Genomic DNA, 18,311 nt, shown 5'->3' with positions numbered 1-18,311 from the left:
GGGTGCGACAGACCTGGGGGCGCGTCAGTCGCCGACGGGTCGGAGGAAGCTTCCGCGCACGTCCGCGGCCAGTTCCTCGATCTCGGCCCGGCCCATGTGCTCCGCCACGAAGCCCGCCGAGCCGATGCTCCCCCTGTCCGCCCACATGCACACCGCCTTGCGGAGTCCGTCGGGGGCGGCGACCCGGGCGCAGTGCATCCAGCCGCCGCGGGCGCCGGCGTCCGCGCTCCAGTCCTCGCGGACGTCGACGGTTTCCTCCAGGCCGCCGAGCATGCCGTACCGCCCGGACACGTCCTGGGCCCGCACCCGGTGGAAGTCGCCGGCCGCGACGTAAACGACGAGCTGGTCCCCGTCGTCGGTGTCGGTGCCGGAGCCGTACGTCCAGAGCAGCGAGTCCTCGGCGCCCTCCACCGGCGCCGTCCCGCGAAGGGCGCCGAGGTCGACGCCCGCCGCGCCGCGGAACTCGTCGTGGACGACCACCTGGTAGCGCGGGTACGCGAGGGAGGAGGCGTACGCCGCTCCGCCCGCGAGCAGCGCGAGGCCGATGCCCGCGCCGGCGAGGGCGAGCTCGCGGCGGGTGAGGCGCGGCACGGGCGGCAGCTCGGGCGGCCCGAAGCCGTCCGGCTCCCCGGTGCCGTCCGGCCCGGCCGGCACCGCGTCCGCCGCGCGGGCGGCGGCCCGGTCACGGGCCTGGCCGAGGAGCCGGCGGAGGGCGAGGCCCGGGAGGCCCAGCAGAACGAGCACGGCGACGGTGACGCCGTACGGCATCGGGAGGACCGTGCCGCGCAGGACGGCGAGCAGGAGGACGAGCGCGGTGCCCAGGAGCCGGTACTCGGGGGCCCGGCACAGCAGCAGGCGCAGCCAGGTCCGGCCGGGGGCGGCGAGGGCGGCGGTCGTCTCGGCGAGGACGGCGAGCCGGCGGTCGTAGGGGGTGCGGGCGGCCCACCGGGCCGTCTGCTCGGCCGCGTCAGCGGGCGTGGGCGCCGCGGCGAAGGCGCCGGCCGCGTCGAAGCTCTGCACCCGGCGCGCCGAGACGGCGTCCCGGGAGCCGGTGGAGACGGAATTCCCGGCCGCTTCGGCGCGCCTCAACTCCGCCGAGTGCGGGGCGAGTTCGCGCAGCCGGGCGCTGATCTCCACACCTCGGGCGCTTCGTCCGGGCCGCTCGAACCCGTCGGTGCGGGCGCAGAGTTCGGCGTACCCGCCCAGCAGTCCGATGTCGTCCGGGGAGGCTTCGAGGCCCTCCCGGAAGACCCGCTCGGCGGCGTCGTCGTGGTCGTCGTCGTCCTCGGCCATGTGCGCGCGGGCGAGCACGAGGGAGAGCCCGGCGTCGGGCCCGTCCGCGTCGAGCGCGTCCCGCGCGGCGGTCCGCGCCTCGCCGAAGCGTCCGGCGGCGAGGAGCGCCTCGGCGCGCGTCCGGATGTCGTTCAAGAGTCCCCACCCTGGTGAACCGGCCGGACGGGCCCGGCCGCGAGCGCCACTATCACCCGTTCCGGAATCCAGGTCAACCCTTCAGCAACGGCCCTGACCTGCACTTTTGTCACACATGACGGTCAAACGGACGGGGTTTCGGCGGGCGCGCGGCGGGGCCGTCAGGCGTATTCGGGGAGGGCTTGGGTCCAGGTGCGGCGGGCGACGGAGGCGAGGACGGGGTTGGGGACGGGGGCGGTGCCGGGGGCGTCCCCTCCGCCGTAGTAGTAATCGGTGACGAGGCCCCAGCAGAGGGCCCAGCCGCGGCCGCGGGACCAGGTGGCGGGGTCGACGCGGGAGGCGGCGCGGAAGAGGGGGCGGGTGCCGGGGGTGAGGAGGGTCCAGGCGGGCATCAGGTCGACGGCGGGGTCGCCGGTGCCGAGGCCGCCGAAGTCGATGACGGCGCTGAGCCGGCCGTTCCGGGTGAGGAGGTTGCCGGGCAGCAGGTCGGCGTGGAGCCAGACCGGGTCGCGGTCCCAGGCGGGGAGCGCGAGGACCCGGTCCCAGGCGTCGAGGGCGGCGCGCGCGTCGAGGAGCCCGGCGGCCGCCAGGGCGGCGACGGCCGCCGGGAGGGCGCCGCCCTCCCACTCGGTGACGGGGCCGCCCCGGAAGGACCTCGGCCCGCCGGTCGCGTCGGCCGCCCGCAGGGCGACCCCGAAGCGCCCCAGCTCCTCGGCGGCGTGGGCGAGGTCGGTGACGGGCGCGGACCAGGCGTCGGCGCCGTCCAGCCAGGCGTAGACCCCCCAGGGCCGGCCGAAGCCCTCCCCCGGGACGCCCGCGCCGACGGGCACCGGCACGGGGAGCGGGAGCGCGGGCGCGAGCCGGGGCAGCCACCGCCGCTCCTTCTCGATCTGTCCGGTCGCCCAGGGGGCCTTCGGCAGGCGGACGACGAGCTCGTCGCCGAGCCGGAACATCGCGTTGTCCGTCCCGGCGGAGGCCAGCTCCCGCACCCGGAGTCCCGCCCAGCGGGGGAACTGGGAGGCGACCAGCCGGCGTACCAGCTCTTCGCCGGGCTCGGCTCCGGGCTCGGGTGCGGGTGCGTCCGTCATGCCCGGAGGCTAGCCAGGGGGCCCGGAGGGCGCATCGCGTTTTTCCGGGGCCGGTGTCCTCGCGGGCGGCGGACGGCGCGCCACGGGAGGCGGGTTCCCGGCCGCGCACCGCCGCGCGGCCGGGCTCCGCGCGGGGGCGCGGGGCTCGGGTCAGGCCCGCGGCGCGTCCACGGCCTCGCGCCACGTGCTGACCGCGTCCGCCGAGACGGGGGCGGTCCAGCCGCCGGGGCGGGCGGCGCCGCCGATGTGGAAGGCGGTGAGGCCGGCGGCGCGCAGGCGCGGGAGGTGGTCGAGGCGGAGGCCGCCGCCGACGAGGATCTGGGGCTCGTAGCCGGGCTCGCCGGTGCGGGCGGCTTCGGCTTCGAGGACCGGGAGGCCGTCGTCGACGCCGGTGGCGGCGCCGGCGGTGAGGTAGGTGTCGAGGCCGGGGAGGTCGGCGAGGCGCTTGCGGAGGCCGTCGCGGTCGGCGGCGCGGTCAATGGCCCGGTGGAAGGTCCAGCGGGCGCCGTCGAGGACGGCGACGAGCCGTTCGACGGCGACCAGGTCGGGCTCGCCCGCGGGGGTGAGGAAGCCGAGGACGAACTCGTCGGCGCCGGCTTCGCGCAGCTCCCCGGCGCGGGCGACCAGGGCGTCGACGTCTCCGGCGGCGAAGCCGTCCGCCAGGCGGAGCATCACGCGGAGCGGGATGTCGACCTCGCGGCGGATGGCGGCGAAGCCGGCCGTCGACGGGGTGAGGCCGTCCGCCGCCATGTCGGTGACGAGTTCGAGGCGGTCGGCGCCCCCGGTCTGGGCGGCGACCGCGTCCTGCTCGTCGAGGGCGATCACCTCCAGGACAGCACGGTTGCTCATTGCGCCCATTCCTCCATGAATGACGGCTACAGGTCTAGTCCAATGACCAGACTAACCGTGCGAGTGGCCTCCCGCATCGTGCTCGGCCGTCTCCGTGGACGTGGCGGCGGGGGGCCCGGAAGGGGCGGAGGACGCGGCCGGGACGCCCGCCTTCACCGTGAAGGCGGCCGTGCGGACCTCGCCCCCGTGCTGGAAGTCGAGGAAGAGGCGGTACGTGCCGGTGCTCGGCGCGGTGGCCGTGAAGGAGACGTCGGGGCCGGGGCCGCCCTCGTTCGGGTGGACGTGGAGGTAGGCGAGGTCGCCCTGGCGGAGGGCGACCAGGTGTCCGTACGCGCCGAGGTACGGCTCCAGGTCGGTGACGGGCTCGCCGTCCTTGGAGACGGTGAGGCGCAGCTCGCCGGCCTTGCCGGGGTCGAGGGTGCCGCCGAGGCGGACCTGGTAGCCGTCGCCGGCGGTGGCGGTGGTGGCGGCGGCCGGGAGCGGCCGGGGGGCGGAGGCGCCGGGGACGGCGAGGTCGACGCCGAGGGTGAGGCCCTTCGCGCCCTTCGCGGCGGGCTTGAAGTCGGCGAAGGCCTTGTAGCCGCCGGCGGCCGGGAGGTCGGCCTCGACGGTCCAGGTGCCGTCGGGCGCCTTCTCGGGGTGGAGGTGGCGGAAGACCGTCAGGTCGCGCGAGGCGACGATGAAGTGCAGCTCCTTGCCGTGCTCGGTGGTGAAGGCGGTGACCTTCTTCCCGGCGGCGTCCTGGATGGAGAACTTCAGGGTGCTGCGGCCGACGGGCGGGGCCGGGGTCTCCAGGGCGAGGGTGTAGCCGCCGTCGGAGACCTGGAGGCCGCCGGGGAGCTCGGCGGCGCCGGCGGGGGCGGTCTCCTCGTGGCCCGCGTGGCCGCCGGCGGAGGCGCTGGGGTCGGGGGTGGCGGCGGCGTGCTCGCCGTGCCCGGCCTTCACGGGCTCGTCCACCGGGCCGACGCCCTTGCCGACCCCGTACGCGGCGCCGAAGGTCGCGGCGAGCGCGGCGGCGAAGGCGGTGATCCTCACTCCGGTGTTCATGGCTGCTCTCCCTGATGCGTGGGCCGGCGCGTCGGCGCGTGGGCCGGCGCGGTGACGGGTTCTTCTTGCTCTCTGCACTTCACCATACCCCTGGGGGGTATCAAGTCAAGTCGGTCCGACACTTGCACCGGATACCACTGGGGGGTATACATGGAGCCACACCGCCGATACCCCCCGAGGGTATCCGGTCCACCTGGACACACGATGGAGGACGACATGGGTTCCTGCTGCACCCCCGACAACAGCTGCTCGACCGGCACCACCACCGCGGTCGCCGTGGCCGACGCCACCAGCACCGTCTACGCGGTCTCGGGCATGACCTGCGGCCACTGCAAGACCGCGATCACCACCTCCGTCAGCGCGCTGGAGGGCGTCCTCTCCGTGGACGTCGACGTCGCCGGCGGCCTGGTGACCGTCACCACGGACGGCGCGCCCGACGACGCCGCGATCGCCGCCGCGGTCGACGACGCGGGCTACGACCTGACCGGCCGCGCCTGACCGATCCGGCCGCCGGGGCCCGTCCCGTAACCCCGCCCGGGCCCCGGCCCCCGTGCACAGGAAAGAAAGAGGGAGCAGTTTCATGACCACGACGACCCCCGGCACCGCCCAGGTCGAGCTCGCCATCGGCGGCATGACCTGCGCCTCGTGCGCGGCCCGGATCGAGAAGAAGCTCAACCGCATGGACGGGGTCGAGGCCACCGTCAACTACGCCACCGAGAAGGCGAAGGTCACCTTCGCCGCCGACATCCCGGTCGCCGACCTGATCGCCACCGTCGAGGCCACCGGCTACACCGCCGCCGAGCCCGAGCCGGAGCGCCCGGCCGCCGCCGGCGGCCCCGAGGGCCCGACCGACGAGGAGAAGGCCGACGAGGAGCTGCGGCCCCTCAAGCAGCGGCTGGTCACCGCCGTCGCCCTGGCCGTGCCCGTCATCGCGATGGCGATGGTCCCGGCCCTGCAGATCGAGTACTGGCAGTGGCTGAGCCTCACGCTCGCCGCGCCGGTCGTCGTCTACGCCGCCTGGCCCTTCCACAAGGCCGCCTGGACCAACGCGAAGCACGGCGCGGCCACCATGGACACGCTGATCTCGGTCGGCACGATCGCCGCGTTCCTGTGGTCCCTGTGGGCGCTGTTCTTCGGCACCGCCGGCACGCCGGGGATGACGCACCCCTTCGAGTTCACCATCGCCCGCACCGACGGCGCCGGGAACATCTACCTGGAGGCCGCCGCCGGCGTCACCGCCTTCATCCTCGCGGGCCGCTACTTCGAGGCCCGCTCGAAGCGGAAGGCCGGAGCCGCGCTCAAGGCGCTGATGCAGCTGGGCGCCAAGGAGGTCACCGTCATCAAGGACGGGCGCGAGACCACCGTGCCCACCGCCGAACTCCAGGTCGGCGACCGCTTCCTGGTCCGCCCCGGCGAGAAGATCGCCACCGACGGCACCGTCGTCGAGGGCTCCTCCGCCGTCGACGCCTCCATGCTCACCGGCGAGTCCGTGCCGGTCGAGGTCTCCGTCGGCGACTCCGTCACCGGCGCCACCCTGAACGCCGGCGGCCGGCTCGTCGTCGAGGCCACCCGCGTCGGCGCCGACACCCAGCTCGCCCGGATGGCGAAGCTCGTCGAGGACGCGCAGAACGGCAAGGCCGCCGCCCAGCGCCTCGCCGACAAGATCTCGGCCGTCTTCGTGCCGATCGTCATCGCGCTCTCGCTCGGCACCCTCGGCTTCTGGCTCGGCACCGGTCAGGGCCTGACCGCCGCCTTCACCGCCGCCGTCGCCGTCCTGATCATCGCCTGCCCCTGCGCCCTGGGCCTCGCCACCCCGACCGCCCTCATGGTCGGCACCGGCCGCGGCGCGCAGCTCGGCATCCTCATCAAGGGCCCCGAGGTCCTGGAAACCACCCGCAAGGTCGACACCATCGTCCTGGACAAGACCGGCACCGTCACCACCGGCCGGATGACCCTCCTCAAGGTCCACACCGCCGCCGGTACGGACGAGACCGACGTGCTGCGCCTGGCCGGCGCCCTGGAGCACTCCTCCGAGCACCCGATCGCCCAGGCCGTCGCCACCGGCGCCGCCGCCAGGGTCGGCACCCTGCCCACCCCCGAGGACTTCGCCAACGTCCCCGGTCTCGGCGTCCAGGGCGTCGTCGAGGGGCACGCCGTCCTCGTCGGCCGCGAGAAGCTCCTGGAGGAGTGGGCGATGTCCCTCCCGGCGAGCCTCAAGTCCGCGAAGGACGCGGCGGAGAAGGCCGGGAGGACGGCCATCGCGGTCGCCTGGGACGGGGAGGCCCGCGCGGTCCTGGAGGTCGCCGACGCGATCAAGGAGACCAGCGCGGAGGCGATCCGCCGGCTCAAGGGCCTCGGGCTCACCCCGATCCTGCTGACCGGCGACAACAAGGCGGTCGCCGAGTCCGTCGCCGCCGAGGTCGGCATCGGCGAGGTCATCGCCGAGGTCATGCCGCAGGACAAGGTCGACGTCGTCAAGCGCCTCCAGGCCGAGGGCCGTTCGGTCGCCATGGTCGGCGACGGCGTGAACGACGCCGCCGCGCTCGCCCAGGCCGACCTCGGCCTGGCGATGGGCACCGGCACGGACGCCGCCATCGAGGCCGGCGACCTCACCCTCGTGCGGGGCGACCTGCGGGCGGCGGCGGACGCGATCCGGCTCTCCCGCAAGACCCTCGGCACCATCCGCTCGAACCTCTTCTGGGCCTTCGCCTACAACGTGGCCGCCCTGCCGCTCGCCGCGGCCGGACTGCTCAACCCGATGATCGCCGGCGCCGCGATGGCCTTCTCCTCGGTCTTCGTGGTCGGCAACAGCCTGCGGCTGCGCGGCTTCCAGGCCGCGGACAAGTGACCCCCTCCCCCTCTCCACTGATGTGACGGGAGCCCGCCGTGGCCGGTTACGTACAGCACAAGGAAGACATCATCAGAAGACTCCGGCGGATCGAGGGACAGGTCCGGGGGGTGCAGCGGATGGTCGACGAGGACGTCTACTGCATCGACGTCCTGACCCAGGTCTCGGCCATCAACGCCGCCCTCCAGTCCACCGCGGTGGCCCTCCTGGACGAGCACCTGAGCTGCTGCGTCACGGAGGCGATCGCGGCCGGCGGGGACCAGGCGAAGGTCAAGGTCGGCGAGGCGTCGAAGGCGATCGCCCGGCTGATCCGGACCTGACCCGGACCCGAACCGGACCCGGCCCGACCTGACGGAGTCCGGCACCGCCCCCGTGCGAGGGGCCCGCGCGAGCGGGCCGCCGCACGGGGGCGGCGGCCGTTCCCGGGGCCGTCAGGAACCCGCCAACCTACCCCCAGGGGGTATACCTCGGGCGGGTGCGCGACCCGTACGATGAGCCGCCCGCGAGGGGAGGGGATGCACGTGCGCCGGCTGGGAGAGCTGGAGGCCGAGATCATGGACCGGCTGTGGGCCTGGCAGCGGCCCGCCACCGTCCGCGAGGTCGTCGACGACATCAACCGCGGCCGCCGGGTCGCCTACACCACCGTCATGACGGTGGCCGACATCCTGCACCGCAAGGGCTGGCTCCGCCGCGAGAAGGCGGGCCGGGCCTGGCTGTACGAACCCGTCCGCAGCCGCGAGGAGTACACCGCCGGCCTGATGCGCGACGCCCTCGGCGACAGCCAGGACCGGCCCGCCGCCCTGCTCCGCTTCGTCGAGGCCATCTCCGACGAGGACGTCGAGGCCCTCGACGCCGCCCTCCGCGCGGCCCGCGGCGAGGACGACGCCAAGGCCGCGCCGGGAGGCCGCGCGTGAACCACCACGCCCTCATCCCCCTCGGACTCGGACTGCTCTCCGGCTTCCTCGTCCCCTGGCTGCTGGTCCGGGCCCGCTGGGCGCAGCAGGTGCCCCGGCTCGCGGTCGCCGTCTGGGCCGCCTGCGGCACCGTCTTCGCCGTCGCGAGCGCGCTGCTCCCCGCGCAGCTGCTGCTGCCCGGCGCGTCCAGCCACCGTCTCGCCGACATGGTGCTGACGCTTCAAGTGCCCCTCCCCGGACAGCTGTTCGCGCTGCGGGGGCGGGAACTGGCCGCGCTCGCCGTGGCCGTCGCGGTCCTCGCCGTGCCGGCCGGCGCCTTCGCCCGCGGACTGCTGCGGGCCCGCCGGGCCCGGCGGGAGCACGCGGGCGTGCTGCGGCTGATCGGGCGGTACGACGCCGGGCTGCGGGCCACCGTCCTCGACCACGCCCGGCCCGCCGTCTACTGCCTGCCGGGCCGCACCCGCCGGGTCGTCGTCTCCTCCGGGGCCGTCGACACCCTCACCCCCGCGCAGCTCGGCGCCGCCCTCGCCCACGAGCGGGCACACATCGCGGGCCGGCACCACCTCCTGGTCGCCGCCGCCGAGGCCTTCGGCACGGTCTTCCGGCGGCTGCCGCTCGCCCGGCACGGCTCCTCGGCGGTCCCGCTGCTGCTGGAGATGGCCGCCGACGACCGGGCCCTGCGCCGCTGCACCCGGGACGCGCTCGCCACCGCGCTCTACGCCCTCGCGGCGGGCCGCGCGCCGCGCGCCGCGTTCGCCGCCGGGGGGCCTTCCGCGGCCCTCCGGATGCGCCGGATCCTCACTCCGCACAGCGCCGGACACCCCGTGCTGCGGGGGCTGCTGACGATCGGCGCGGCGGCTCTCGCGATGGCTCCGCTCGTGGTCGCCTGCTGTTCCTTCCCGGCCTAATGCCTGAACCAACTCAGCTATTTACTAAGTGAATTCGTAGATTTCGCATCGGTCACACGCCCCGGAATCGGTCGCTATTGTGGGTACGTTGGGGCTCCGGTCCACCACGGCGCTCGGCACGGCGAAGGGTACAGATCCAATGCAGCTCGCTGGCGTCCGTACGGCAGCCGCCGGCGACGCGACGACGATATCCCGGCTGCTCGCCGACGCGATCCGGAGCAGCTATGCCGGAATGCTGGACGAAATCCCGTTGCGCCGGCTGATCTCCACACAATGTGCGCTGCCCCGCATACGCGCGGAAATAGAAATTCCGGGAGGCGCGCCCGGCTGGCTCGGCTGGCTGGTCGCGGAACGCCCCGGGGGCGGGCTCGTCGGCGCCGCCGCGTGCGGGGTGCCGGTGCCGGGCGAGGGCGAGCTGTACGCCCTGGCGGTCGAGGAGGGCGCGCGCAGGCGCGGGATCGGTACGGCCCTGCTGGCGGCGGCCACCGACCGGACGCGCGGCTACGACGCGCGGGAGCAGCGGGTGCAGCTGCCGGTGGAGGCGGACCCGGCGCTCCCGTTCTACCGGGGGCAGGGCTTCACGCCCCTGGGACCGAAGCGCTGGGGCCGCGCGGTCTAGGAGACCCGTCACGCCGGGCCGTGGGCCGGGATCACGTATGCCGGGGTCCCTTGCGTCGGGGTCCCGCAGGCCGGGGGCGGTACGCCCGGGGCCCGTACAAGGGTTCGTGGCAGATCCACGCCATCGCGTGTTCACGCCGCCCGATCCGGTGGATCGGGGTTCCTTCCGCAGGTCAGGATGGGCGCAGCGGCGCGGTCCCGGCGGCACGGGTGCCCCGCCCGGACGGCATGGACCGCGCGAGCCCCTGGAGGAGCGATGCACACCCCGAGCGGCACTTCCCTGCCCGCCGTGCCCGCAGCGCTCGCGCCGGTCCTGCCGTCCCGATACGACCGGGAGCGGGCGCCCCGGGCCGGGGCCGGGGTGCGGATCGCCCCCGACGCGCTGCCCGGACTGGAGTCCGTCTCCGCGATGGACGAGGGGTCCGTGTGGCTGCACGACGCCCTGCTCGGCCCGCACAGCGCGGACATCGTCCGCTATCTCGGCCTCGCCCGCTCCACCGGCGGACCCGTCCTGGACCTCGGCTCCGGCGCGGGGCGGCTCGCCGTCCCCTTCGCCCGGCACGGCTTCGCCGTGGACGCCGTGGACCGGGACGCCTCGGCACTGGAGCGCCTCGAAGGCTGGGCCCGGCGGATCGGCCCGCAGGTGGCCGGTCTGGTGGCGACGCACCGCGCGGACCTCACCGAGCTGCGGCTGCGCGGGAGTTACCGGCTGGCGCTGCTCGCGGGCACGATGGTCTCGGCGGTCCCGCCGGCCCGGCGGCCGGGGCTGCTGCGGGAGGTCGCGGGCCATCTGGAGGCGGGCGGGGCGCTGGCCCTGGACTACACCGCGCACCTGCGGCCGGGGCTGGTGGCGGAGCCGCGGCGGACCTGGGCGTTCCAGGTGCCGCGGTTCGACGGGATCGACGAGTGGGTGGTGGCCCGGCAGGTCTTCGACCTGGGGTCGATGAGCGAGCGGATCACCTACTACACGGCCAGGACCGGCAAGCTCTCCTCGGAGCGGACGGTGCTGACCACCGACAAGTGGATCGTGGACCAGGAGCGGCTGGCGGCCGAACTCCACTCCGCGGGCCTGCACATCGAGGGCCGGCGGCGGCAGCGGATCGACGAGCGCACGGAGTCGGTGCTGCTGGTCTGCCGTGCGGACGACCGACCGGCCGCCGCCTGTCGGGGCGGGCGGGCAAGAGGTACGATGCCCGCAAACGTTTGAGCCGACCAGAAGGCGCCCGGCGGCCGGCCGGGACGCGACCGGGCGGCGGCCGGAGAAGAGGGCAGTCGTGGAAGAGCTGACGGGCCGCGAGGCGGTGATCCAGCGCCTGCGGGACGTGGGCCTGCGGGTCACCGGGCCGCGCCTGGAGGTCCTTTCGGTGCTCGCCGCCGGCGGCCACCTCGACGTCGAGGCGATCACCGCGGCCGCCCGCGAGCGGCTGGGCTCGCTCACCAGCCAGGCCGTCTACGAGATGCTGCGGCACTTCCAGGAGACCGGCCTGGTCGGCAAGTTCGACCGCCCCGGCCTGCCCGCCGTCTTCGAGATCTCGGGCCCCCGCCACCAGCACGCCCTGTGCGTGCGCTGCGGACGGGTGGAGAACGTCGACGCGCCCGCGCCCGCGCCGCCGCGCGGCGGCCTGCCCGGCTGGCGGACCGAGGAGACCGAGCTGGTCTTCAAGGGGCTGTGCCCCGATTGCTCGGAAGAGTCCGCCTGATCCCGCTCGCGCGGTTTCATCCAGCCCTTCCGGCTTCATCCGCACCCTTCCGGCTTCGTCCGGCTCCTTCCGGCTTCGTCCGTGAACCTCGTGCGGAACGTTCGAATGTGTGGCAGGGTCTGCCGGGGCGTTTTTCAACGGGATCCGCGCGATCCGAGGGGAGTCTGCTGCCGCCGTGTCCAAGAACGCCGCCGGAGCACGTACAGGAGGCGAGCAGGCCCTCGCCCTCTACCAGGCCCTCCGCGCCGCGCCGGGCACCCCGCTCGACGAGGCGGCCCGCCAGCTGGAGCTCACCGGGGCCGAACGGGACCGCGCGCGCGACGAGTTGACCACGCTCGGCCTGATCGACACGACCGCGCCGTCCCCCCTGGTCATCGCCCCTGACGTGGCCCTGCTCGGACTGCTGCGGCACGAGCGGGACCGGCTGGAGAGCCGGCTCGCCGAGACCAGCCGCGCGCACACCGCCCTGGAGACGCTCGCCGGCCCCTTCCTGCGGGCCCGCGCCGAACCCGGCTCCGACGTCGAGGTCGAGATCGTCGACGACCCGTCCCGGATCCGGCGCGAACTCGCCGACCTGACGAAGACCGCCCGCGGCTCCGTCCACTCCATGGCCACCGGCTCGGTCCGGCGCGAGGAGATGGCCCTGGAGCTGGACCGGGACCGCGAGCGGGTGGCCCGCGGGGTCCGCGTCCAGGCCATGTACAGCGCCCGGGTCGGCCAGGTGCCGGAGATGGACCAGCACCTCGCGGCCCGGACCGCGCTCGGCGCCGAGATCCGCCTCTCCCCCGTCGTCCCCATGAACATGGTCCTCGCCGACGACTCCTTCGCCCTGCTGCCGACGGACCCCCGCGACCCCGCCTCCCCCGCGATCCTGGCCCGCGGCCCGGGCCTGGTGCGCGTCTACCGCGCGCTGTACGCCTACTGCTGGCAGGCCGCGACCCCGTACGGGGACCGGCGGGAGACCGACGGGCAGGACGGCGGCGGGCTGACCGAGCAGCACCGGACCGTGCTGCGGATGCTCGCCTCGGGCATCAAGGACGAGCAGGTGGCGCGGACCCTGGGGGTGTCGCTGCGCACGGTCAGCCGGCTCATCTCCGAGGTGATGCACGAACTCGGCGCGGCCAGCCGCTTCGAGGCGGGCGTGAAGGCGGCCCGGCTGGGCCTGCTGGACGGCGAGGGCGGTCCCGAGGGCCTCGGGGCCGCGCGGCACACCGCGTAGCCTGAACGGTCCGGACGGTCGATTCGCGACGACGAGGGGGAAGTTCGCCATGGTCACCACGGACGGCGGCACGGAGGACGGCGGGACCGGACTCCTGGTGACGCTCTATCAGGAGCTGCGCCGTCGCGGGGTGTCGAACTACGCCGAGGTGGCCGCCGGCTTAGGACTCGCGCCGGAGGAGCACGAGCGATGTCGGGCCGAACTGCTCTCCCTCGGCCTGATCGTCCCGACCACCAGCCGGCACGCCACCGCCGCCGACCTGCGCAACGCCGACTGGCGGCCCGAGGAGGGCGCCGTCGCCTCGGTGCACCCGGAGATCGCGCTGCTGCGGATCCTCAACCGCGAGCGGGCCCGGCTCCGCGAGCACCTGGCCGAGGCGGACCAGGCGTACAGCACCCTGGAGACGCTGGCCGGCGCCTTCCTCCAGCCCGGCTCGCTGTCCGGCTCCGAGATCGCGGTCGAGGCGATCACCGACTACCGGCGGATCCAGCAGGCCCTGGAGGACATCGTCGACGTCACCCAGGAGGCCTCCTGCTCGATGTACCCCACGGGCCCGAGCCGCCAGGTCCCCGAGCGGATCTTCGAGCGGGACGCCCGCCAGCTCGCCCAGGGCATCCGGCTGCGCGCCGCCTACCGCGTCCAGGACGCCGTCCGGCCCGAGGCCGCGGCCGTGATCAAGCGCCGCGCCGAGCTGGGCGTCGAGGTCCGGATCGCGCCCGAACTGCCCATGACCATGGTCCTGGTGGACCAGCAGTACGCCTTGGTGCCACTGCACCCCGAGGAGCCCGGCCGGGGCGCGATCCTGGCCCGCGGCCCGCTCCTCGTCGGCTCCTTCCTGAGCCTGTACGAGCACTGCTGGCACACGGCCACCCCGTACGGCGACGACGTGGCGCCCGAGCGGGGCGGCGACGGCCTGTCCGAGCAGCAGCGGGCGGCCCTCCAAATGCTCGCGGACGGGATGAAGGACGAGAAGATCGCCCGGAATCTCGGGGTCTCGCTGCGCACGGTGAGCCGCATGCTCTCCGAACTCATGCAGGAATTGGGGGCGTCGAGCCGATTCGAGGCCGGGGTGCGCGCGGTGCGGCTCGGCTGGCTCGACTGAATTTCCCGCACGGCGATTCCGGGCGCGCGAAAGCCCCGTGATCGTGGCAGCGATCACGGGGCTTTCGGCGTTTCCCTTCGCCGGCGTCTCAGTCGACCGGCGGGGCGGGGGTCGCGGTGGCGGTGGCGTGCGGCCAGTCGACGGTGACGCCGGCGTGCTGAACCGGGGATTCCGGGGCGCTGCCGGGGCCGACCGCGAAGGCCGCGCCGGCGCCGACCGCGAGACACGCGGTGAGGGCGACCAGGAACTGTCGGACGGTCTTCCGCATTCCGGAGTTCTGCGCGACGGACATGATTCCTCCAGGAGTCACGAATGGGCGGGGTGCCGATTCCCGTCTCCGGGGGCCCGTGCCGCCGGGCTCTCCCTGAAGACAACTCCATTCTGTCGGGGCCCCGTTGGCGAATCCATGGTTCTCCGATGCGTGGACCCGCCATGGCGTGTGTGCGTCAATCGGCCGCCGAATCAACGGAATTGGCCGGTCCGTAGCGTCCCTAATCTTTGGTCGAACCAAAAGAGATGCTAGACTCGTGCTACGGCCTTCTCGTTCCTCCAGGAGAGAGGGGCCGCCGGGGCAGGGGCGTGCCGCCGCCCCTGCCCCACCCCCTGACCCCCCGCCGCCCGCGCCGGCCCCCGGGCCGCCAGCGCGTCCTCGTAGACCTCGATCGTCCGCGCGGCGGAACCCCGCCAGCTCATCCCCCGGGCGTGCCCGACCGCCGCCGCCCCCATCGTCGCCCGCGCCCGCGGATGCCGGGCCAGCCACAGCAGCCGCCGGGCGTACTCCACCGGGTCGTGGCCCCGCACCAGCAGCCCCGTCACCCCCTCCCACACCGCCGTCGGCAGCCCGCCCACCGCCGAGGCCAGCACCGGCGTCCCGCACGCCTGCGCCTCCGCCGCCACCAGCCCGAACGACTCGCTGCGCGAGGGCACCACCAGCACGTCCGCCGCCCGGAACCACTCCGCGAGCCGCTCCTGCGGCACCGGCGGACAGGGCCGCAGCACGTCCGCCACGCCCAGCTCCGCCGCCAGCCGCGCCACCGTGCCCCGCTCCCCCGCCCCCGAGTGCCCGCCGATCACCGGCACGAGCAGCCGGCCGCGCAGCCCCGGCGCCATCCGCAGCAGCTCCGCCACCGCCCGGACCAGCACGTCCGGCCCCTTCAGCGGCTGGATCCGGCCCGCGTACAACGGCACGAAGGCGTCCGCCGGCAGCCCGAGCCGGGCCCGCGCCGCCGCCCGCCCCGCGTCCGGACCCGGCCCCGGGGCGAAGGTCCGCAGGTCCACCCCCGGCCGGACGACCTCGGTGCGGGCCGCGTCCGCCCCGTACAGGCTCCGCAGCGCCTCCGCCTCGTCCGCCGTGTTGGCGATCAGCCGGTCGGCCTCCGCCGCCAGCTGCCGCTCGCCCAGGATCCGGGCCCCGGGCTCGGGGGCGTCGCCCTCGGCGAGGTGGGCGTTCTTCACCAGGGCCAGGGTGTGCGCGGTGTGCACCAGCGGGGTGCCCCAGCCGAAGGCGGCGATCCGGCCCGCCTGCCCGGACAGCCAGTAGTGCGAGTGGACCAGGTCGTAGGCCCGCTCGTGCCGGAAGAGCCCGAGCGCGAAGGGCAGCACCAGACCGGGCACCGCCTCCTTGGCCACCGCCCGGCGCGGGCCCGCCACCACGTGCCGGACCCGCACCCCGGGCGCGAGGTCGGTGAGCCGGGGCGCGCCGCCGTCCTGGCAGCGGGTGAACAGGTCGACGGCCACGCCCTGTTCGGCGAGCGCCCGGGAGAGCTCGACCATGTAGACGTTCATGCCGCCGGCGTCCCCGGTGCCGGGCTGGTGGAGCGGGGAGGTGTGGACGCTGAGCATGGCGACGCGCAGGGACACGAGGGGCTCCTGAGGGGTGGGGGAGCCGCGTGCCCCCGCGCGGGTCGCGCCGGCGCACGCGGCGGGGGTGGTCGGTGACTCGGGACTTCTCGGGGGGCTGTGGGACTTCTCGGGGGGCTGTGGGACTTCTCGGGGGGCTGTGGGACTTCTCGGGAGGGCTGTGGGACTTCTCGGGGTCCGTGGGGCTTCTCTGCGAAGCCCGTCGGGCTTCGCGGCGGGGCCCGGCGGGCTTCGCGGTGGGGCCCAGCGGACTTCGCGGCGGGGCCCAGCGGACTTCGCGGCGGGGCCCAGCGGGCTTCGCGGCGGGGCCCAGCGGGCTTCTCCGTGCGTGGGGAGAACGGATCCGGCGGGGGCGCCGTTCAGAAGCCGAAGACCGGTCCCGACGGCGGGGCCAGCCGGGTGCCCGGCAGCGGCGGGATCAGCGCGTGCCAGTCCACCGGCCGCCCCGGCTCCACCCGCAGCGCCGCCGCCAGCCGGTCCGCGCCCTCCGGCATCACCGGCCGCGACCACGCCGTCAGCGCCGACGCGACCGCCAACTGGGCCGCGAGCGCGGGCAGATGGCGGCACGCGGTGGTGGGACGGCACCGCTCGTGCGCGTTGACGTGCCCGAAGTCGGCCGCCGAACGCACCATCTCGTCGAGGACGGCCACCGCCCGGCGCGGGTCGAAGGCGTCGGGGCCGTACGCCTCGCGCAGGTCGTCCACCGCCCGGTGCAGCCGCCGCTCCAGGACCTCCCAGCCCGTGCCGCCCGGCAGCGCCTGCGGGGCGAGCCCGTCGCACTCCTCGCGGACCGCGGCGAAGAGCCGGGACAGCCAGCTGTTCCAGTTCTCGTCCAGCTCGCGGCGCGCCGCCGCGAGCCGGTCCCGCCGGAAGACCGTGCGGCGGCCCAGCGGACGGGCCTGCAGGACGTGCCGGCGCAGGGTGTCGGAGCCGTACTCGGTGAGCAGGTCCAACGCCCACGCGTTCCCCTCCCGCACCCCCTCCTCGATCACGAAGGACTCGTTGACGTTGAAGTCCTGCGGCAGCTTCACGCCCTGCGCGAGCAGCAGCACCGGCAGCAGCACCGCGTGGCAGAAGGAGTGCCCGAAGCCGCAGAAGTGGATCGCGCGGGCCGGCAGCGGCTCCGCGGCGCCGTAGCCGAAGAGGTGCATCGCCGCCGCCTCGAAGCAGCCGTCGATCCGGTGCTCGGGAAAGCCCTCCACCGGGACCGCCAGGCCCCACCGGGCCGGCTGCCCGACCGCGATGTCCGGCAGCCCGTCCTCCACCAGCGACTCGCACAGCGCGGCCAGCCGCGGCGGCAGCCCGGCCGCCGCCCAGTAGTCGGCGAGCGTCTCCCGGAACGGCTCCAGGGGGATGTACAGCCGGCGGCAGCGGCGGGCCACCGCCGGGGTGTCGCACAGCGCGCAGCGCGCCCCGATGAGGTCCCCGCCGTCGTTGGGCCGCGCGCACTCGTGGCACATCCCGCCGTCGCTCGCCGCCCCGCAGTGCGGGCAGGCGCCGGTGGCGTGCGCGCCGTGCAGCCACCGCTCGCACGGCTCGCAGTACGGCAGCAGGCGGGTCCGCGGGACGATGACGCCCTCCGCGTACAGCTTCGCGAAGAGCTCCCGCACCCAGCGCCCGTACCCCTTGTCGCGGCGGGGCCGGACGATGTGGTCGAACTCGACGCCGGACCGCAGCCAGTCGGCGGCGATCGCCGCCCGGTACCCCTCGGCGACCTCCTCCGGCTTCCGGCCGAGCTGCCGCGCCCGGAGCTCGACGGAGCTCGCGTGGTCGGCGGTGCCGGTGGTGAACCGGACGGGCTCGCCCTCGGCCCGCAGGTATCTGGTCAGGACGTCGGCGGCCACGTACGGCCCCGCGAGGTGGCCGATGTGGAGTTCGCCGTGGGTGGCGGGCGGGGTCGCGGTGATCCAGACGGGGGTGCTCACGGAAGCCTCCTGAGCGTGGCGGGAAGGTGGTCCGGGGGTCAGCGGGGCTCGAAGTGGAAGGAGCGGATGAAGCAGTCGCGGGGCTGCTCGACGGCGTAGACGATGCACTCGAAGAGCGCCTGCGTGGTCAGCTTGTCGTCGGCCTCGGCGCCGCTCGGACGCACGCCGTCCCACTCCGCGAACCGCGGGTCGGCGGTCGAGAAGTCGGGCGGGAAGAGGGAGAAGACCCGCACGCCGGACGGCCGCAGCCGGCGGGCCAGGATGTCCGCGAAGCCGGCCTGCGCGCTCTTCGCCGCCCAGAACGCCTCGTGCGCCCCGCCGGCGGCGGCCGCGGATGCGCCCCCGGCGTCCCGCACGGCCACCATGTTCACGATGTCGGGCCGCAGCGAGCCCCGCAGCAGTGGCAGGAAGTGCTTGACCATGAGGACGGTGCCGCCGGCCGTGGACTCGATGGTCTCCATGATCTCGGCGTCGCCGGCGGCCTCCAGGTCCATGCCGTCGAGCCAGCGGGCGCCGTTGTTCACCAACAGGTCGACCCGGTCGGTGCGTTCGCCCACCCGCGCGGCGAACTCCCGGATCTCGGCGGGCCGGGAGAGGTCGCACCCGAAGGCGTGGATGCGGTCACGGGCCGAGCCCATCACCTCCGTACGGGTCCGCTCCGCCGCCTCCACCGTCCGCGCCGACACGTAGACCTCCGCCCCGAGATGGGCGAACCCGACGGCGAGCGCACGGCCGAAGGAGCGGGACGCGCCGGTCACGACGACACGCAGATTCTCGAATTTCATGTGCGTCTGCTCTCCCCACG

At 75.1% G+C, this 18,311-nt stretch carries 18 protein-coding genes; 10 read left to right on the top strand and 8 right to left on the bottom strand.

Features of this window, described 5'->3' with window-relative positions; translation table 11 throughout:
- Positions 1-24: 24 nt before the first annotated feature.
- From ACF1ED_RS35180 to ACF1ED_RS35165, 4 genes are all read right to left on the bottom strand, one after another.
- Positions 25-1,428: a hypothetical protein gene (locus ACF1ED_RS35180; protein WP_391767423.1), complete on the bottom strand. Its 1,404-nt coding sequence runs from the start codon at positions 1,426-1,428 to the stop codon at positions 25-27.
- Positions 1,429-1,589: 161 nt separating this feature from the next.
- Complete coding sequence (locus ACF1ED_RS35175; RefSeq protein ID WP_391767422.1) at positions 1,590-2,516, bottom strand: aminoglycoside phosphotransferase family protein; 927 nt, start codon at positions 2,514-2,516, stop codon at positions 1,590-1,592.
- 150 nt (positions 2,517-2,666) lie between these two features.
- A complete protein-coding gene (locus ACF1ED_RS35170; RefSeq protein ID WP_391767421.1) occupies positions 2,667-3,365 on the bottom strand; it encodes a copper homeostasis protein CutC in 699 nt (232 codons plus the stop codon).
- 51 nt (positions 3,366-3,416) lie between these two features.
- Entirely contained in the window at positions 3,417-4,412 is a 996-nt protein-coding gene (locus tag ACF1ED_RS35165; RefSeq protein ID WP_391767420.1) for a hypothetical protein, read from the bottom strand.
- A gap of 216 nt (positions 4,413-4,628) precedes the next feature.
- Between ACF1ED_RS35165 and ACF1ED_RS35160 the strand changes: the two genes are divergently transcribed.
- The 10 genes from ACF1ED_RS35160 to ACF1ED_RS35115 all read left to right on the top strand — a co-directional run bounded on the left by ACF1ED_RS35160 (position 4,629) and on the right by ACF1ED_RS35115 (position 13,721).
- Positions 4,629-4,910 (top strand): cation transporter, encoded by a 282-nt coding sequence (locus ACF1ED_RS35160; RefSeq protein ID WP_391767419.1) that lies wholly within the window; start codon positions 4,629-4,631, stop codon positions 4,908-4,910.
- An 82-nt stretch (positions 4,911-4,992) separates the two neighbouring features.
- The gene (locus tag ACF1ED_RS35155) at positions 4,993-7,260 is read left to right on the top strand and encodes a heavy metal translocating P-type ATPase (protein ID WP_391767418.1); all 2,268 of its coding nucleotides are present in this window, start codon (positions 4,993-4,995) and stop codon (positions 7,258-7,260) included.
- 38 nt (positions 7,261-7,298) lie between these two features.
- Complete coding sequence (locus ACF1ED_RS35150; RefSeq protein WP_030749685.1) at positions 7,299-7,580, top strand: metal-sensitive transcriptional regulator; 282 nt, start codon at positions 7,299-7,301, stop codon at positions 7,578-7,580.
- 201 nt (positions 7,581-7,781) lie between these two features.
- Positions 7,782-8,174, top strand: coding sequence for a BlaI/MecI/CopY family transcriptional regulator (locus tag ACF1ED_RS35145; protein WP_391767417.1), 393 nt, complete (start codon positions 7,782-7,784; stop codon positions 8,172-8,174).
- A complete protein-coding gene (locus ACF1ED_RS35140; RefSeq protein WP_391767416.1) occupies positions 8,171-9,082 on the top strand; it encodes a M56 family metallopeptidase in 912 nt (303 codons plus the stop codon). Before ACF1ED_RS35145 ends, ACF1ED_RS35140 begins: the two co-directional genes overlap by 4 nt.
- 139 nt (positions 9,083-9,221) lie before the next feature.
- Positions 9,222-9,701, top strand: a complete 480-nt coding sequence (locus ACF1ED_RS35135; RefSeq protein WP_391767415.1) for a GNAT family N-acetyltransferase — start codon at positions 9,222-9,224, stop codon at positions 9,699-9,701.
- 255 nt (positions 9,702-9,956) lie between these two features.
- Positions 9,957-10,907, top strand: a complete 951-nt coding sequence (locus ACF1ED_RS35130) for an SAM-dependent methyltransferase (RefSeq protein WP_391767414.1) — start codon at positions 9,957-9,959, stop codon at positions 10,905-10,907.
- A 67-nt stretch (positions 10,908-10,974) separates the two neighbouring features.
- On the top strand, positions 10,975-11,400 hold the full coding sequence (locus ACF1ED_RS35125; protein WP_391767413.1) for a Fur family transcriptional regulator: 426 nt from the start codon (positions 10,975-10,977) through the stop codon (positions 11,398-11,400).
- Between the two features lie 175 nt (positions 11,401-11,575).
- Positions 11,576-12,619: a LuxR C-terminal-related transcriptional regulator gene (locus ACF1ED_RS35120; protein ID WP_391767412.1), complete on the top strand. Its 1,044-nt coding sequence runs from the start codon at positions 11,576-11,578 to the stop codon at positions 12,617-12,619.
- Positions 12,620-12,668: 49 nt separating this feature from the next.
- Complete coding sequence (locus ACF1ED_RS35115) at positions 12,669-13,721, top strand: LuxR C-terminal-related transcriptional regulator (RefSeq protein ID WP_391767411.1); 1,053 nt, start codon at positions 12,669-12,671, stop codon at positions 13,719-13,721.
- An 88-nt stretch (positions 13,722-13,809) separates the two neighbouring features.
- Here ACF1ED_RS35115 and ACF1ED_RS35110 read toward each other — a convergent pair whose 3' ends face one another.
- From ACF1ED_RS35110 to ACF1ED_RS35095, 4 genes are all read right to left on the bottom strand, one after another.
- Complete coding sequence (locus ACF1ED_RS35110) at positions 13,810-14,013, bottom strand: hypothetical protein (RefSeq protein ID WP_391767410.1); 204 nt, start codon at positions 14,011-14,013, stop codon at positions 13,810-13,812.
- Positions 14,014-14,240: 227 nt separating this feature from the next.
- Positions 14,241-15,563, bottom strand: a complete 1,323-nt coding sequence (gene mshA / locus ACF1ED_RS35105; protein WP_391767471.1) for a D-inositol-3-phosphate glycosyltransferase — start codon at positions 15,561-15,563, stop codon at positions 14,241-14,243.
- A gap of 377 nt (positions 15,564-15,940) precedes the next feature.
- A complete protein-coding gene (locus tag ACF1ED_RS35100; RefSeq protein WP_391767409.1) occupies positions 15,941-17,506 on the bottom strand; it encodes a class I tRNA ligase family protein in 1,566 nt (521 codons plus the stop codon).
- A 38-nt stretch (positions 17,507-17,544) separates the two neighbouring features.
- Entirely contained in the window at positions 17,545-18,291 is a 747-nt protein-coding gene (locus tag ACF1ED_RS35095) for an SDR family oxidoreductase (protein WP_391767408.1), read from the bottom strand.
- Positions 18,292-18,311 lie beyond the last annotated feature (20 nt).

The organism is Streptomyces sp. NPDC014656, assembly GCF_043084305.1.
Taxonomy (GTDB): domain Bacteria; phylum Actinomycetota; class Actinomycetes; order Streptomycetales; family Streptomycetaceae; genus Streptomyces.
This window is presented reverse-complemented; position numbering and strand designations above follow the sequence as displayed.

Excerpts from the sequence above, each read along its gene's own strand:
- ACF1ED_RS35165 (WP_391767420.1), bottom strand. The coding sequence starts at position 4,412 with ATGAACACCGGAGTGAGGATCACCGCCTTCGCCGCCGCGCTCGCCGCG.
- ACF1ED_RS35110 (WP_391767410.1), bottom strand. The coding sequence starts at position 14,013 with ATGTCCGTCGCGCAGAACTCCGGAATGCGGAAGACCGTCCGACAGTTC.
- ACF1ED_RS35175 (WP_391767422.1), bottom strand. The coding sequence starts at position 2,516 with ATGACGGACGCACCCGCACCCGAGCCCGGAGCCGAGCCCGGCGAAGAG.
- ACF1ED_RS35115 (WP_391767411.1), top strand. The coding sequence starts at position 12,669 with ATGGTCACCACGGACGGCGGCACGGAGGACGGCGGGACCGGACTCCTG.
- ACF1ED_RS35135 (WP_391767415.1), top strand. The coding sequence starts at position 9,222 with ATGCAGCTCGCTGGCGTCCGTACGGCAGCCGCCGGCGACGCGACGACG.
- ACF1ED_RS35160 (WP_391767419.1), top strand. The coding sequence starts at position 4,629 with ATGGGTTCCTGCTGCACCCCCGACAACAGCTGCTCGACCGGCACCACC.
- ACF1ED_RS35095 (WP_391767408.1), bottom strand. The coding sequence starts at position 18,291 with ATGAAATTCGAGAATCTGCGTGTCGTCGTGACCGGCGCGTCCCGCTCC.
- ACF1ED_RS35130 (WP_391767414.1), top strand. The coding sequence starts at position 9,957 with ATGCACACCCCGAGCGGCACTTCCCTGCCCGCCGTGCCCGCAGCGCTC.
- ACF1ED_RS35170 (WP_391767421.1), bottom strand. The coding sequence starts at position 3,365 with ATGAGCAACCGTGCTGTCCTGGAGGTGATCGCCCTCGACGAGCAGGAC.
- mshA (WP_391767471.1), bottom strand. The coding sequence starts at position 15,563 with ATGCTCAGCGTCCACACCTCCCCGCTCCACCAGCCCGGCACCGGGGAC.
- ACF1ED_RS35155 (WP_391767418.1), top strand. The coding sequence starts at position 4,993 with ATGACCACGACGACCCCCGGCACCGCCCAGGTCGAGCTCGCCATCGGC.